Consider the following 12,522-nt stretch of genomic DNA (forward strand, 5'->3'; position numbering starts at 1 on the left):
TTTTCAGATGTGTGAAAACCCTATTTGATACACTTGGGCCATGCGGGCCCGTGCGTGAGAAACGAAAGAGCGGGCATGGACCCACGTCAGGCAGAGGCCGCCGCCGCAATGGCCGCGATGGTTCAGGGCGAGCGCGCGGCGCTGGCCCGCCTGATCGCGCTTTATGGTCCGGGTATCCGGCGCTATGCGGCGCAGATCCTGGTCAATGCCGGGGAGGCCGAAGATGTGGCGCAGGAGGTGTTCCTCCGGGCCTGGTCCCGCGCCACGAGCTACGATCCCGCGAAAGGCGCGGTGTCGAGCTGGCTCTACCGGATCGCGGTCAATCTCTGTATCGACCACAATCGCAGGGGGCGGTTTCGACGGTTCGTCGGCATCGACAGTGTCGCGGAGCCCGAGGACGACACACCGGGGGCGGAGGCCGGGCTGGCCGCACGTCAGAGGCTTGCTCTGGCCCATGCGGCGATCCGGACATTGCCGGAACGCCAGCGTCAGGCGATCTTGCTGAAGGCAGCCGGAGAGCTGTCGGGCGCGGAGATCGCGGCGGCGCTGAATACGAGTGAAGGGGCGGTGGAACAATTGCTGGTGCGGGCGCGAGCGGCGCTCCGGGCCCGGCTGGAAAAGGAGGACTGATCATGCCGGATCAGAAAACGAACCCCAAGCTGTCTGCGGATGTGTCCGCGGATGACGCCTTTGACCGCGACCTCGCGGCGCTTTTGAAAATGCCCGGCGACGAGGATGTCGCCCTGATGTCCCGAACGGTTCTGAGCCAGCTCGCCGATGCGCCAGCCAGCCGCGACCACCCCATGGCCGAGGTGCTCTCCGAGCCCCTGCCATGGGCCATGGGCTTTGCCGGGCTGATGGGGCTGGGCGTGCTGTTGGGCTATCTCCTGTCGTCCGGCGTGATCGGCGACAGTTTCCTCGCCTTTCTCGCACTGGGCGATTTCTTTGGCCTTCTGGGAGGGTTCTGATGTCTGAGCATGTGGCAAAACACCGTCCGTCCTGGGGTCGTATGGCGCTGATCGCCGTGCTGGGCCTGTCGCTTCTGGGCAATGCCATGACCTTCGGCGTGATCTGGCGGTTTCAGCAGGTGCGCGGCAGCGTCATGGGGGACGCAGGGCCCGAGACCGTCAAGGTGCCGACCTTCCCGCGCGAGATCCGCAAGGCGCTGCGCGCGGGATTTGTCGCGGACGAAGCGCTTCAGCAAAGCCTGCGCGAGGCCATCGAAGCCCGCCGCGCCGTCGTCGCTGTAAGCACCGAAGAGCCCTTTGACAAGGCCGCGACCGAGGCCGCGATGGCCGAGTTCCGCACCCGGTTCCTCGCGGCCTTCGACGCGATGCAAATCCTGGTCCTCGACGTGCTCGAAGCCGAGGCCACGAAGGACTGATCAGATCTCGATCGGCACCAGCACTTCGGGCACCTGCACCACACCGTCCTCAAGCGCATAGACCAGTTCGTCGCAGCTCTGCGCCAGAAGCGGGAAGGTGCCCCAGTGGCACGGGATCACCGTCTTGAAATCGAAGAATTTCTGACAGACGTAAGCGGCCCGCGTCATATCCATCGTGTAATGGCCCCCGGCGCAGAGGAGACCGATGTCGGGCCGGTGCAGATCGGCGAACCATTCCATGTCGGCCATGATGTCCGTGTCGCCTGAGACATAGATCGTGTGTCCCTCGCCCGAGATCATGAAGCCCGCAGGCTGCCCCGCATATTGTGGCGCACCGTCCTTGAAGTCGATGGAGGAGCTGTGCACGGCGTTGACCATGGTCACCTTGACCGCGTTCTCGCCTTCGCCCAGCGTGATCGTGCCGCCCTTGCCAAAGCCCGTGACCTGCGCCCCCTCGGCGCCGAGGATGATCGACAGCTCGTGAATGCAATAGATCATCGCATCGGTCTTTTGTGCGACGGGCAGGGTGGTCGAGGCATGGTCGCCATGACCATGGGTGAGAAAGATCGCCGTCGCGCCCTTGGTCGCCTCGTCTGCGCGCTCTTCGGGGAAGGCCGGATTGCCTGCGATCCACGGGTCGATCAGCAGAACCTGATCCGCGATCTCGATGCGAAAGCCGGAATGGCCGAGCCAGGTGATTTTCATGACAAAACTCCCTATGTTTCGGGGTAACCTAACACGGGATTGTCACACGTCCATGTTGAGCGAACAAATCGACGCCTATTGCGAGCGCACGGATTTCACCTTCTGGTCAGAGCCGGTCAATGCGTTGACCAATGCCGCTTTTCTGATCGCTGCGCTGATCGTCTGGCCGCGCACCAAAGCCGTGCCGATGGCGCGGGCTTTGGCGGTGATCCTCTTTGTCATCGGGCTTGGGTCCTTCGCCTTTCACACCACGGCCACGCGTTGGGGCGCGATGGCGGACACGCTGCCGATCCTCGGGTTCGTGCTGCTCTATCTGTTTGCCGCCTCCCGCGATTTTCTCGGGCTGCGGCGCGGGCAGGCGCTTTTGGCCTGCCTCGCCTTCTTCCCCTTCGCCTTTGCCTGCACCTTGATCTTCTCCCATCTCGGCCTCGGCTCCAGCGCCGCCTATAGTGCCGTGCCTCTGCTGATCTTTCTCTATGCGTTCCTGCTCGGAACCCGCGCCCCGAAAATCGCGCGCGGCCTCGCCATTGGTGCCACACTCCTCTGCCTGTCGATCTTCCTGCGCTGGCTCGATGCCCCGATCTGCCCCGCCCTGCCGCTCGGCACGCATTTCCTCTGGCACATCCTCAACGCCACCATGCTGGGCTGGATGATCCATGTTTATCTCACGCATATGCTTGAAGGCCGGGCGCAGGGGCGCTAAAGCCTCATGTGACCAAGAATTAGGGAGCATTGCCCCATGTCGATCGACATTGATACCGCCCGCCGGGTGGCCAAGCTGGCCCGCATCCGCGTCGAGGAAGATGCGCTTCCGGCGCTGGCCGCCGAATTCAACGCCGTGCTCGGTTTCATCGAGCAGCTCTCCGAAGTGGATGTCGAGGGCGTCGAGCCGATGACCTCGGTAACGCCGCAGCGCCTCAAACGCCGCAAGGATGGCGTGACCGATGGCGAAATGCAGGACAAAATCCTTGCGAACGCGCCCGATGCGCGCGAGGGCTTCTTTGCGGTTCCGAAGGTGGTTGAATAATGTCTGATCTCAATAAACTCACGCTCTCCGCCGCCCGTGATGGTCTGCGCGCTGGCGATTACACCTCCGCCGAGCTGACCGAGGCCTGTCTGTCGGCCATCGAAGGCGCGGGCGCTCTGAACGCCTTTGTCCACAACACGCCGGAGATCGCGCGCGAGCAGGCGAAAGCCGCCGACGCGCGCCTTGCCGCCGGTGACGCGCCCGCCATGTGCGGTCTGCCGATCGGGATCAAGGACCTCTTCGCGACGAAACACGCCCCGACGCAGGCCGCCTCCGCGATCCTTGAAGGGTTCAAGCCCGAATACGAGTCGACCGTGACCTCGAAACTCTTCGACGCGGGCTCCGTCATGTTGGGCAAGCTCAACATGGACGAATTTGCCATGGGATCCTCGAACGAGACCTCGACCTATGGCGATGTCATCAGCCCCTGGCGTCGTGGCAACGAAGACACGCCGCTCACGCCGGGCGGGTCCTCGGGTGGCTCCGCCGCCGCCGTTTCCGCCGATCTCTGCCTTGCCGCCACCGGCACGGACACCGGCGGCTCGATCCGCCAACCCGCCGCTTTCACCGGCATCGTCGGCATCAAACCGACCTATGGCCGTTGCTCGCGCTGGGGCATCGTGGCCTTTGCGTCGTCCCTCGATCAGGCCGGTCCGATGACCAAATCCGTGCGCGATGCCGCGATGATGCTGGAGACCATGTGCGGTCACGACATGAAGGACAGCACCTCCGCCGATCTGCCGGTTCCGAATTTCGAAGCCATGCTGACCGGCGATATTCGCGGCAAGAAAATCGGCATCCCGAAAGAATACCGCCTCGACGGCACGCCGGACGAGATCGTCAAACTGTGGGACGATGGCGCTGCCATGCTGAAAGACGCGGGCGCCGAGATCGTCGACATCACCCTGCCGCACACCAAATACGCGCTGCCGACCTATTACGTCATCGCCCCCGCCGAGGCCTCTTCGAACCTCGCGCGTTATGACGGCGTGCGCTACGGCCACCGCGCCAAACTCGCCCAGGGCGAGGGCATCAACGACATGTACGAGAAAACCCGCGCCGAAGGCTTCGGCAAAGAGGTGCAGCGGCGTGTCATGGTCGGCACCTATGTGCTCTCGGCCGGGTTCTACGACGCCTATTACAACAAGGCGCGCAAGGTCCGCACCCTGATCAAGCGCGACTTCGAAGACGCTTTCGCCGCCGGCGTCGACGCGATCCTGACGCCCGCGACGCCGTCCCCGGCCTTCGGCCTCGGCGAGGTGTCCGACAGCGATCCGATCCAGATGTACCTGAACGACGTCTTCACCGTCACCGTGAACCTCGCGGGCCTGCCGGGCATTTCCGTGCCCACCGGGCTTTCCTCCACCGGTCTGCCGCTCGGGCTTCAGCTCATCGGCAAACCGTGGGAAGAGGGCGATCTGCTGAATATCGCGCATTCACTGGAAGGTGCAGCGGGCTTTGTTTCCAAGCCCGAGAAATGGTGGTAAGGGACAGTCTGACTGACCCTTACGGAGCTTCGCGATGCGTCGTGCCTCACCCCGTGTCTTTGTGACATTTGCATCTCTGGCCGCTCTGGCCGCCTGCCAAACCGCCGTGCCCGACAGTGGTTCGGGGGTGGGGTTCGGCTCCTATGCCGATTATCAGGCCCAGAGAGAGGCCGAACTGATCGCCCATGGCGAAGGGGCGGGCAACGGTTCCGTGAGCGTGTCCTCGGCCGCAGCGGCGCTCGACACGCAGGCGATCTCCAACGAGGCGCTCGAAGGCATTGAGGCGGCGGAAAGCGGGGCGACCAGTGCCCCCGCCGCGACAGGCCCGGCCCCCGCGGCGGTCTCCAACGCCATGGGAATTTCGGCCGAGAACAGCTTCGATGCCGTGTCTTCCGAGCGCTCGATCGAAGAGGATGCCGCCCTCGTTGCCGCCAACAAGGAAGCCTATGTCACGATCCAGCCGACGGCCCTGCCGTCGCGGCCCTCATCGGATGCGGGCACTATCGTAGAATTCGCGCTCTCGACCACCAACACGGTCGGTCAGGCGCTTTATTCGCGCCTCATTCCCGGGGCCGATTCCCGTGCGGCGCGCAACTGCGCGAAATACCCGTCGCCCGATCTGGCGCAGGAATATTTCCTGAAAAACGGCGGCCCGGAGAAGAACCCGCAGGGGCTCGACCCGGATGGTGACGGTTTTGCCTGTAGCTGGGACCCCGCGCCCTTCCGGCTGGCCGCCAAAGCCCGGCAGTAAGCCCTCATGACGTTGGTGATCCATGACCATCCCTCGCCGAATTTCGGCGAGCGGCGTGATGGCGCGCGTCCCGATCTCGTGGTGATCCATTACACGGCGATGGCGACGGCCGAGGCGGCGCTGGAGCGGCTTTGCTCGCCGGACTTCGAGGTCTCTGCGCATTACCTGATTTGTGAGCAAGGGCAGGTGTTTCGCCTTGTGGACGAAGACATGCGCGCCTGGCACGCGGGCGCCGGTCAGTGGGGCGAAGTGACGGATGTGAATTCGCGCTCGATCGGGATCGAACTGGCCAACCCCGGAACGGCGCCCTTTGCCGCCGCGCAGATGCAGGCGCTTGAAAGTCTTCTCGCGGATATTCTCTCCCGTCACGCGATCCCGCCTGAGCGCGTGATCGGCCATTCCGACATGGCACCGCTGCGCAAGATCGATCCGGGTCCCCGTTTCGACTGGAAACGGCTGGCTGTGCAGGGATTGTCCGTGTTTCCCGCCTCTCAGGGTGAGATCGAGCCCCATGAGGTTCGATTTGTGCAAGACTTGCAGCGCTTCGGCTACCCCGAAGCCCCGGTCGAAGCGCTGGTCTCTGCCTTCCGGGATCGTTTTCGCCCTCGTCATCACGGCCCGCTCGACGGGCGCGACATGGCGCTGGCCCGCGATCTTGCCACCCGCTTTCCCGCCCGCTTTCCCATTGACCGCCGCTCCCCTCTCGCCTAAGTCGCTCCCCGACGCGGATGGCCGGATAACCGCCGCTTCTCTTTGATGAGGAGGGGAGGAAAGTCCGGACTCCCTTGAGCAACGGTGCCGGGTAACGCCCGGCGGGGGCAACCCCAGGGACAGCGCCACAGAGAACAGACCGCTCCGCAAGACGGAGTAAGGGTGAAACGGTGGGGTAAGAGCCCACCGCGGGACGGGCAACCGGACCGGCACGGCAAGCCCCACCGGGAGCAATGCCAAATAGGGGTTTCGCGCGGGGTTCGTGTGCGGCAACGCAGACCGCCCGCAGGGTCGCTCAAGCCCGAGAAACCCGGGTTGGCAGCTTGAGCCGTCTGGTAACAGGCGGCCTAGAGGAATGGTTATCGAAGGGGCGCAAGCCCCGGAACAGAATCCGGCTTACAGGCCGTCCGCGTCGTATTTCACAAAGGTTGAAAGGCAGGGGCTTTGCCCCTCTTGGCCCATGGCCAATTCACTCCAGGATATTTCAGGACAAAAGAAACGGCAGGTCCGGGTGTTTTGCCCTGTTGGCAGAATGGGTGTTTCGTCGCACTATGCGTGGAAAGATTTGTCAGCATAGGGAGTTGCCCAATGAGTTTCGTGAAAACCCTGACCACGCTCGCCATCGGTTTTGCCGCAGCGAAAGGCGTTGAAAAAGTCAAGAAAATGGGCGGCATGGAGGGCGTGCGCGAAGCCATGCGCCAATCCGGCGCGCCGGGCGGCATGGCCGATCAGATGGGCCAGATGGCGGAGAAATTCGGCTTCCCCGGCGGCGCGGATGCGGTGCGCGACATGATGGGCAAGTTCGGCAATCAGGCCGCCGATATGTCGGAAGCGACCGAAGCCGGGCTCGGATCGCTGTTCTCGGCCATGTCCGGGGCGGCGGCGACGGGGATGACCTCAATGTCGGACATGTTCGAATCCGTGACCAAGGGCACGGCGGTCGGTGCGGCCTCCGAGGAGAACGCCAGGCTGATGATCCGGGCGATGATCATGGCGGCGAAGGCCGACGGCCAGATCGACGCCGAGGAGCGTACCAAGATTCTCGACGCGCTGAATGATGCCTCGGAGGAAGAGATTGCCTTTGTGCAGGCCGAGTTGGACGCGCCGGTCGATCCGATGGCCTTGGCGAAAGACGCCGGGACCACGGCTGCGGCACAGGTCTATGCCGCGGCTCTGATGGCGATTTCGGTCGACACCGAGGGCGAAAAAACCTTCCTCAAAGGTCTGGCGCAATCGCTGATGCTCGACGAGGCGAAACAGGCGGAGATCCATCTGTCGATGGGCAAGCCTGTGATCTGATCTGACGATCTTATGCAATCAGAAGGGCGGCCATGAGAGCCGCCCTTTGTCGTTGGGGCCGGGTCGTTTAAGCAGGCTGTTCCGCGCGGCTTTCCTGACGCAGCAGATAGAAGGACGCCGCCAGAATCAGCGCCGCCCCGAGCCACATCGAACCCGGCGGCACAAAGCCGAAGGCCATGACCCCGAATCCCACGTTGAGCGGCAGTTTCAGGTGATCGAAGGGCTGGAGATAGGCGGCATCGGCCACCGTATAGGCCTTGGCGATGGCATATTGCGCCAGAGCGGTCAGAAGCCCCGCCGCAATGAGGATGAGCGCCGTCAGCCCGCCGCTGAGCGCCACGCCCTCGCCCAGAGCCAGCGCAAAGTTCACCGGGCTCAGAAGCAGCAGCAGATAGACCGTCAGGCTTTCCGGGCTTTCGCTCCGGGTCAGGCGCTTGGTCAAAAGCGAGGTGATGCCCCAGAACAGCGCGGCTGCCACCGGATAGAGTGCATAGAGCGAAAACGCATCCGACCAGGGCGCAAGGATGATCATGCCGCCGACGAACCCGGCGGTGACGGCGAGCCAGCGCGCCGCGCCGGTCTCTTCGCCGAGGAACAGTCCCGCACCGAAGGTCACGAAGAAGGGCGAGAGCATGATCAGAGCAATCGCCTGCCAGATCGGCACATGGGCAAGCCCCGCGACCCAGAGCTGAACTCCGATCACGGCGGCAGCGACACGGGCGATATGAAGTGCGACATGGCCGGTTTTCATCGCGGACAGACCGTGGCGCACCACCCATGGCAGCGAAAACAGCAGCGCGATGGCATATTGCCAGAACGCCATGCGCGCGGAGGGCACATGCAGCATCATCGTGGCATATTGGGTCAGAAGGTTGATGACGGCAAAGAGCACACCGGCTGCGATCATCAGGAGGGCGCCGGAGCGGGCCGGGCCGAGATTGGTAAAGCGAGTCATGTGTCGTCCTTTCTTCACACATAACCCAAGGCACGAGGGCAGGGCGCACGCCGCCGCGAGACGGCAAAGCGGCCCTGTCATCTCTCTTTCATCCGGACTGTGACCGTCGGCTCCGGGATCGCACCGGATCTGCTATCCCAGCGTGTCGTGCACCGACGCGCGTGGCGCTCGCGGGCTGATCGGAGAGGCCCCATAATGAGGTCTCCGAAACACCGCCGGTGGGGAATTGCACCCCGCCCTGAGAGGTTCGCGGCCCGATTTGGCCGCCCGCTCTCCTTAGGCCCGAAGACCGGTCTCTGCAATCGCTCAGGGGTGCAGGGCCTCTGTGCAGCGTTTTTGGCTGGCGCTCGCGGAGGTTTTCTGAGAAAAGCCCATTGACTCGGAGACCCAAAGGCTTAAAAGGCGGGCTTCAAGGATTCCACGGGTTGGCCCGACCGCCCGTTGCACGAGATAACTGGAGTAACGAAAAATGGCGAAGCCGACGACGATCAAAATCCGTCTCAACTCGACCGCGGACACGGGCCACTTCTACGTGACCAAAAAGAACGCCCGCACCATGACCGAAAAGATGGTCGTAAAGAAATACGACCCGGTTGCGCGCAAGCACGTCGAGTACAAAGAAGGCAAAATCAAGTAAGCCCTTCCCAGACGACGAAATGCAAAAGCCGCGTGACCCGAGAGGGAAGCGCGGTTTTTTATTTGACCGGCCCCTCTCCCCCGCGGATCAGGTTTTGAGACCATCCAACGTAAGGAGAGAACCATGTTCGGATGTTATGACGACGACTTCAGAGAGCGGGAGCGGCCAGACAGCTCCTGCTCGTTGCCTTCCAGCCTGAGCGAGGCTCTGGCGGTGCGCACGCAGGAGATTCGCAAGAGCGTGCCCTTCACCGTGCGAGCCGCCATGCCGGCCGATACCGCGGAGATCGACGCGCTCTTTCGTGCCTCCTACGGTCAGCTCCTGAAACAGCATTATGCCGCCGCCATTCTCGACGCCGCTCTGCCTGCGCTCTTGCATACGGCACCGCGTTTGCTGAACTCCGGCACGTTCTTCGTCGCCGAGACCGGGGGGGGGGAGATCATTGCGGCGGGCGGCTGGACCCAGGCCACGCCCTTCGGCGGCGTCGGTCCGCGCGAGATCGGCCATATGCGGCGGGTCGCTGTGCATCCGGATCACGTCCGGCAAGGGATCGGTTCGGTTCTCGTGGAACATATCCTCGACAACGCCCGGCTGACCGGGGTGGAGCGGATGTGCTGTCTCTCGACGCTCACGGCGCGGGAATTCTATGAGGCGCATGGCTTCAGCGCCTCGGGGGACGTTGATCTGGCGCTGAAACCCGGTGTCTACCTGCCCGCGATCCAGATGGCCCGCGATTTGATCTGATCGCTCAGGCGATCGCCATCACAACGGCGCCGGTCGAAATCAGACCGACGCCGACCCACCCCAGCGGGCTCAGTTCCTCGCCCAGCACGAGCGCTGCGAGGATCGCGACGAAGACCACGGAGAGCTTGTCGACCGGCGCCACCTGCGACGCCTTGCCGATCTGCAACGCGCGGAAATAGCAGACCCAGGACGCCCCGGTCATCAGCCCCGAGATCGCCAGAAACCCCGCGCCTTTCGGGCTGAGGTTCGACAGCGGCTCGATGTCGCCCAGCGACCATGCAAACAGCCCCGAGGCGAGGAACACCACCCCGGTGCGCAGGAAGGTCGCGAAGTTCGAATTGATCTCCGTCACCCCGATCTTGGCGGTGATCGCTGTCAGCGCCGCGAAGAGGGCTGAGAGCAGGGCCCAGAATTGCCAGTTGTCGGTCATGCGCCTCTCCCGGATCGCCATAAAAAAGGGCCGGTCGAAACCGGCCCTTGTCTTCTGAGTATGCCCCGATCACTCGCGGTTGCCAAGGAACCGCAGCAGGAACATGAACAGGTTGATGAAGTCGAGGTAGAGGCTCAGCGCGCCCATCACGGCGGACTTGCCCAACCACTCTTCGTCCATCGCATGTGCATGGGCGATGTAGTCGGTCTTGATCTTCTGGGTGTCCCAGGCGGTCAGACCGGCAAAGATCAGCACGCCGAACACGTTGATCGCGAAGTAGAGCATGCCGGAGTGCAGGAACAGGTTCACGATCGAGGCCACGATGATGCCGATCAGACCCATGGTCAGGAACGCGCCCATGCCGGAGAGGTCTTTCTTCGTGGTGTAACCCACGAGAGACAGACCGGCAAAGGAGATCGCGGTCACGAGGAAGGTCTGGGCGATCGACACCCCGGTGAAGGCGGCGAAGATGTAGCTGATCGACAGGCCGAAGAGCGCTGCGAAAGCGTAGAAGAACAACTGTGCGCCGGCGGCGGACAGGCGGTTGATCGCGGCGCCGAAGGCAAACACCATGCCGAGCGGCGCGAACATCGCGATCCAGCCGAGAATGGTCGGGCGCAGCGTGATCGGATCGTTGAAGATCGACAAAAGCGCGTCATTGGAGCCCACGGCCCAAGCCACGAGCGCCGTCAGCAACACGCCAATCGACATGGTGCCATAGACCTTGTTCATATGGGCGCGAAGGCCGGCGTCGATCTCCGCCGAGCGTGCGCCGACACCAGCGTTGATCGTTCTGTAGTCAGCCATTGAAAGGTATCTCCTGTGCGTCAAAATCCCTGTGCCCCCGCGACATGCGGAGGTGTCCCTTCCGATATTGGCAGGCGGGGTGCGGATTTCAACCCGTGGAAAACGGAAAACGGACTGTTTTTGTCGGCCGCGTCTGTTTTGTGGGCGGTTGGCCGTCCGGCGGCTTGGTCTATGAAAAACAAAGAAAAACCGCGATGCAGGGGAAGCATCGCGGTCAGGCGCGCGGGGACGGGCGGGCGGGGAAGGGTGGAGGTGCGGGACAAGCTGTCGCGGTCATCCGGGGTTATTTGCTCCAGTGGCGCGGCGCATCCCAGACCGGGCGCTGGCTTTCGGCCAGAACCTCTTCGCGGGTCAGGCCGATGTCGTCGAGCAGCGCGTCGTCGAGGGCGGCCAGGGCACGGCGTTGACGCGAAATCTCGCGGGCTTTCATGAAACGGGAGAACAAGGAGGGGGCGCGACGCGCGCCGGAGGGGCGGGACAGGGTCTGGATGGGCATCGTGTCGTCCTTAACAAATGGTGAATGTTTACGGGGTATGAATCATTTCCCTTGATATGTATCGTTGATCGTGTTCAATAAGTGAAATGAATGATTGTTGATCATCACATCACGGGACATGATATGCCGCGCAATCTCGATCTGACCGCCCTGCGTTCCTTCGTCACCGTCGCCGATTGCGGTGGGGTGACCCGCGCCGCGGGCGCGCTCAACCTGACGCAATCCGCCGTGTCGATGCAGCTCAAGCGGCTGGAAGACAGTCTCGACGTCAAGCTTCTCGACCGCAGCGCGCGCAAGATCGCCCTGACCGCGCCGGGGGAGCAACTCCTGTCCTATGCGCGCCGGATGCTCGAACTCAACGACGAGGTCTTCAGCCGGTTGACCGCCACGGAATTCGAGGGCGAGATCGTCTTGGGCGTGCCGCATGACATCGTCTACCCCTCGATTCCGCTGGTGCTGCAACATTTCCATGCCGATTACCCGCGCATGCGCGTCAATCTCGAATCCTCCTTCACCACCCGGCTCAAGGAAAAATTCGCCCGCGGCGAGTGCGACATGATCCTGACGACCGAGGACGATCTGGACGCGGGCGGCGAGACCTTGGTGGAACTGCCCCTCGTGTGGATCGGCGCGCCCAATGGTGTGGCCTGGCGGCAACGTCCGCTGCGGTTGGCCTTTGAACACCGCTGCATCTTCCGCAAGAGCGTGCAGGAGGCATTGGACAATGCGGGCATCCCGTGGGAAGTCTCCATCGAAAGCGACCAGAGCCGCACTATCGAGGCCTCCGTCTCGGCCGATCTCGCGGTGCATGTGATGCTCGAGAATACTGCGCCGCCCTATTCCGAGCCGATCCAGCACGGTGGTGCTTTGCCAGAACTCGCCTCGAAAAAGATCAATCTCTACATGTCGGAGCAGATGAAGGGCGAAGCGGCGGAGCGCCTGCGCGACCTGATCTGCCAAGCCTACCGCAACCACGCCAGCGCAAGGTTGGCGGCGCAGTAGGGGGGGGCGATGAATGGCGGGAATGAGCCGATTCTGTTGAAAAACTGATGTTTGCGAGCGCAGAATTTGCGGTTCCCGAATGGGCGT

General features: G+C 63.2%; 17 protein-coding genes, 1 other RNA gene and 1 riboswitch. Of the genes, 13 read left to right on the forward strand and 5 right to left on the reverse strand.

All coding sequences use genetic code 11. From position 1 onward, the window contains the following. The first annotated feature begins 75 nt into the window (after positions 1-75). The 3 genes from NH195_RS15030 to NH195_RS15040 are packed head-to-tail and all read left to right on the forward strand — an operon-like array spanning position 76 to position 1,384. On the forward strand, positions 76-630 hold the full coding sequence (locus NH195_RS15030; protein ID WP_066708638.1) for an RNA polymerase sigma factor: 555 nt from the start codon (positions 76-78) through the stop codon (positions 628-630). Between the two features lie 2 nt (positions 631-632). Then, on the forward strand, positions 633-968 hold the full coding sequence (locus NH195_RS15035; RefSeq protein WP_066708640.1) for a hypothetical protein: 336 nt from the start codon (positions 633-635) through the stop codon (positions 966-968). Next, positions 968-1,384: a hypothetical protein gene (locus NH195_RS15040; RefSeq protein ID WP_066708642.1), complete on the forward strand. Its 417-nt coding sequence runs from the start codon at positions 968-970 to the stop codon at positions 1,382-1,384. The genes NH195_RS15035 and NH195_RS15040 overlap by 1 nt, the downstream gene beginning before the upstream one ends. On the opposite strand, the gene NH195_RS15045 is transcribed toward NH195_RS15040, so the two are convergent. Continuing rightward, on the reverse strand, positions 1,385-2,089 hold the full coding sequence (locus NH195_RS15045; protein WP_066708645.1) for a metal-dependent hydrolase: 705 nt from the start codon (positions 2,087-2,089) through the stop codon (positions 1,385-1,387). A 52-nt stretch (positions 2,090-2,141) separates the two neighbouring features. On the opposite strand from NH195_RS15045, the gene NH195_RS15050 reads away from it, so the two are divergent. The 7 genes from NH195_RS15050 to NH195_RS15080 all read left to right on the forward strand — a co-directional run bounded on the left by NH195_RS15050 (position 2,142) and on the right by NH195_RS15080 (position 7,364). After that, positions 2,142-2,792 (forward strand): ceramidase domain-containing protein, encoded by a 651-nt coding sequence (locus NH195_RS15050; protein ID WP_066708649.1) that lies wholly within the window; start codon positions 2,142-2,144, stop codon positions 2,790-2,792. A 36-nt stretch (positions 2,793-2,828) separates the two neighbouring features. Next, complete coding sequence (gene gatC, locus NH195_RS15055; RefSeq protein WP_066708652.1) at positions 2,829-3,116, forward strand: Asp-tRNA(Asn)/Glu-tRNA(Gln) amidotransferase subunit GatC; 288 nt, start codon at positions 2,829-2,831, stop codon at positions 3,114-3,116. Further along, the gene (gene gatA / locus NH195_RS15060; RefSeq protein ID WP_066708654.1) at positions 3,116-4,603 is read left to right on the forward strand and encodes an Asp-tRNA(Asn)/Glu-tRNA(Gln) amidotransferase subunit GatA; all 1,488 of its coding nucleotides are present in this window, start codon (positions 3,116-3,118) and stop codon (positions 4,601-4,603) included. Before gatC ends, gatA begins: the two co-directional genes overlap by 1 nt. A 34-nt stretch (positions 4,604-4,637) precedes the next feature. Next, positions 4,638-5,354, forward strand: a complete 717-nt coding sequence (locus NH195_RS15065; protein WP_066708657.1) for an excalibur calcium-binding domain-containing protein — start codon at positions 4,638-4,640, stop codon at positions 5,352-5,354. Positions 5,355-5,360: 6 nt separating this feature from the next. Beyond that, the gene (locus NH195_RS15070; RefSeq protein ID WP_066708660.1) at positions 5,361-6,065 is read left to right on the forward strand and encodes an N-acetylmuramoyl-L-alanine amidase; all 705 of its coding nucleotides are present in this window, start codon (positions 5,361-5,363) and stop codon (positions 6,063-6,065) included. Between the two features lie 13 nt (positions 6,066-6,078). Further along, an RNA gene (gene rnpB / locus NH195_RS15075) (RNase P RNA component class A) lies at positions 6,079-6,480 on the forward strand. A 173-nt stretch (positions 6,481-6,653) separates the two neighbouring features. After that, positions 6,654-7,364 (forward strand): DUF533 domain-containing protein, encoded by a 711-nt coding sequence (locus tag NH195_RS15080; RefSeq protein ID WP_066708663.1) that lies wholly within the window; start codon positions 6,654-6,656, stop codon positions 7,362-7,364. Between the two features lie 67 nt (positions 7,365-7,431). Here the strand turns inward: NH195_RS15080 and NH195_RS15085 are convergent, their stop codons facing one another. Next, a complete protein-coding gene (locus tag NH195_RS15085) occupies positions 7,432-8,319 on the reverse strand; it encodes a DMT family transporter (RefSeq protein ID WP_066708666.1) in 888 nt (295 codons plus the stop codon). A gap of 76 nt (positions 8,320-8,395) precedes the next feature. After that, positions 8,396-8,569, reverse strand: a riboswitch (FMN riboswitch). Between the two features lie 219 nt (positions 8,570-8,788). On the opposite strand from NH195_RS15085, the gene rpmG reads away from it, so the two are divergent. Continuing rightward, positions 8,789-8,956, forward strand: coding sequence for a 50S ribosomal protein L33 (gene rpmG / locus NH195_RS15090; protein WP_009572866.1), 168 nt, complete (start codon positions 8,789-8,791; stop codon positions 8,954-8,956). A 123-nt stretch (positions 8,957-9,079) separates the two neighbouring features. Further along, complete coding sequence (locus tag NH195_RS15095; RefSeq protein ID WP_066708669.1) at positions 9,080-9,700, forward strand: GNAT family N-acetyltransferase; 621 nt, start codon at positions 9,080-9,082, stop codon at positions 9,698-9,700. A gap of 4 nt (positions 9,701-9,704) precedes the next feature. Here the strand turns inward: NH195_RS15095 and NH195_RS15100 are convergent, their stop codons facing one another. The 3 genes from NH195_RS15100 to NH195_RS15110 form a co-directional block, all read right to left on the reverse strand. After that, positions 9,705-10,130, reverse strand: coding sequence for an EamA family transporter (locus tag NH195_RS15100; protein WP_066708715.1), 426 nt, complete (start codon positions 10,128-10,130; stop codon positions 9,705-9,707). 69 nt (positions 10,131-10,199) lie between these two features. Next, positions 10,200-10,937 carry a Bax inhibitor-1/YccA family protein gene (locus NH195_RS15105; RefSeq protein ID WP_066708672.1) on the reverse strand — a complete coding sequence of 246 codons (738 nt, stop codon included), beginning with the start codon at positions 10,935-10,937 and terminating at the stop codon, positions 10,200-10,202. A gap of 283 nt (positions 10,938-11,220) precedes the next feature. Further along, the gene (locus NH195_RS15110; RefSeq protein WP_066708675.1) at positions 11,221-11,433 is read right to left on the reverse strand and encodes a YjiS-like domain-containing protein; all 213 of its coding nucleotides are present in this window, start codon (positions 11,431-11,433) and stop codon (positions 11,221-11,223) included. 123 nt (positions 11,434-11,556) lie between these two features. On the opposite strand from NH195_RS15110, the gene NH195_RS15115 reads away from it, so the two are divergent. Beyond that, on the forward strand, positions 11,557-12,435 hold the full coding sequence (locus NH195_RS15115) for a LysR family transcriptional regulator (RefSeq protein WP_066708718.1): 879 nt from the start codon (positions 11,557-11,559) through the stop codon (positions 12,433-12,435). Positions 12,436-12,522: the final 87 nt, after the last annotated feature.

The organism is Celeribacter ethanolicus (genome assembly GCF_001550095.1).
GTDB classification, from domain to species: Bacteria; Pseudomonadota; Alphaproteobacteria; order Rhodobacterales; family Rhodobacteraceae; genus Celeribacter; species Celeribacter ethanolicus.

Excerpts from the sequence above, each read along its gene's own strand:
- NH195_RS15030 (WP_066708638.1), top strand. The coding sequence starts at position 76 with ATGGACCCACGTCAGGCAGAGGCCGCCGCCGCAATGGCCGCGATGGTT.
- NH195_RS15035 (WP_066708640.1), top strand. The coding sequence starts at position 633 with ATGCCGGATCAGAAAACGAACCCCAAGCTGTCTGCGGATGTGTCCGCG.
- NH195_RS15040 (WP_066708642.1), top strand. The coding sequence starts at position 968 with ATGTCTGAGCATGTGGCAAAACACCGTCCGTCCTGGGGTCGTATGGCG.
- NH195_RS15045 (WP_066708645.1), bottom strand. The coding sequence starts at position 2,089 with ATGAAAATCACCTGGCTCGGCCATTCCGGCTTTCGCATCGAGATCGCG.
- NH195_RS15050 (WP_066708649.1), top strand. The coding sequence starts at position 2,142 with ATGTTGAGCGAACAAATCGACGCCTATTGCGAGCGCACGGATTTCACC.
- gatC (WP_066708652.1), top strand. The coding sequence starts at position 2,829 with ATGTCGATCGACATTGATACCGCCCGCCGGGTGGCCAAGCTGGCCCGC.
- gatA (WP_066708654.1), top strand. The coding sequence starts at position 3,116 with ATGTCTGATCTCAATAAACTCACGCTCTCCGCCGCCCGTGATGGTCTG.
- NH195_RS15065 (WP_066708657.1), top strand. The coding sequence starts at position 4,638 with ATGCGTCGTGCCTCACCCCGTGTCTTTGTGACATTTGCATCTCTGGCC.
- NH195_RS15070 (WP_066708660.1), top strand. The coding sequence starts at position 5,361 with ATGACGTTGGTGATCCATGACCATCCCTCGCCGAATTTCGGCGAGCGG.
- NH195_RS15080 (WP_066708663.1), top strand. The coding sequence starts at position 6,654 with ATGAGTTTCGTGAAAACCCTGACCACGCTCGCCATCGGTTTTGCCGCA.
- NH195_RS15085 (WP_066708666.1), bottom strand. The coding sequence starts at position 8,319 with ATGACTCGCTTTACCAATCTCGGCCCGGCCCGCTCCGGCGCCCTCCTG.
- rpmG (WP_009572866.1), top strand. The coding sequence starts at position 8,789 with ATGGCGAAGCCGACGACGATCAAAATCCGTCTCAACTCGACCGCGGAC.
- NH195_RS15095 (WP_066708669.1), top strand. The coding sequence starts at position 9,080 with ATGTTCGGATGTTATGACGACGACTTCAGAGAGCGGGAGCGGCCAGAC.
- NH195_RS15100 (WP_066708715.1), bottom strand. The coding sequence starts at position 10,130 with ATGACCGACAACTGGCAATTCTGGGCCCTGCTCTCAGCCCTCTTCGCG.
- NH195_RS15105 (WP_066708672.1), bottom strand. The coding sequence starts at position 10,937 with ATGGCTGACTACAGAACGATCAACGCTGGTGTCGGCGCACGCTCGGCG.
- NH195_RS15110 (WP_066708675.1), bottom strand. The coding sequence starts at position 11,433 with ATGCCCATCCAGACCCTGTCCCGCCCCTCCGGCGCGCGTCGCGCCCCC.
- NH195_RS15115 (WP_066708718.1), top strand. The coding sequence starts at position 11,557 with ATGCCGCGCAATCTCGATCTGACCGCCCTGCGTTCCTTCGTCACCGTC.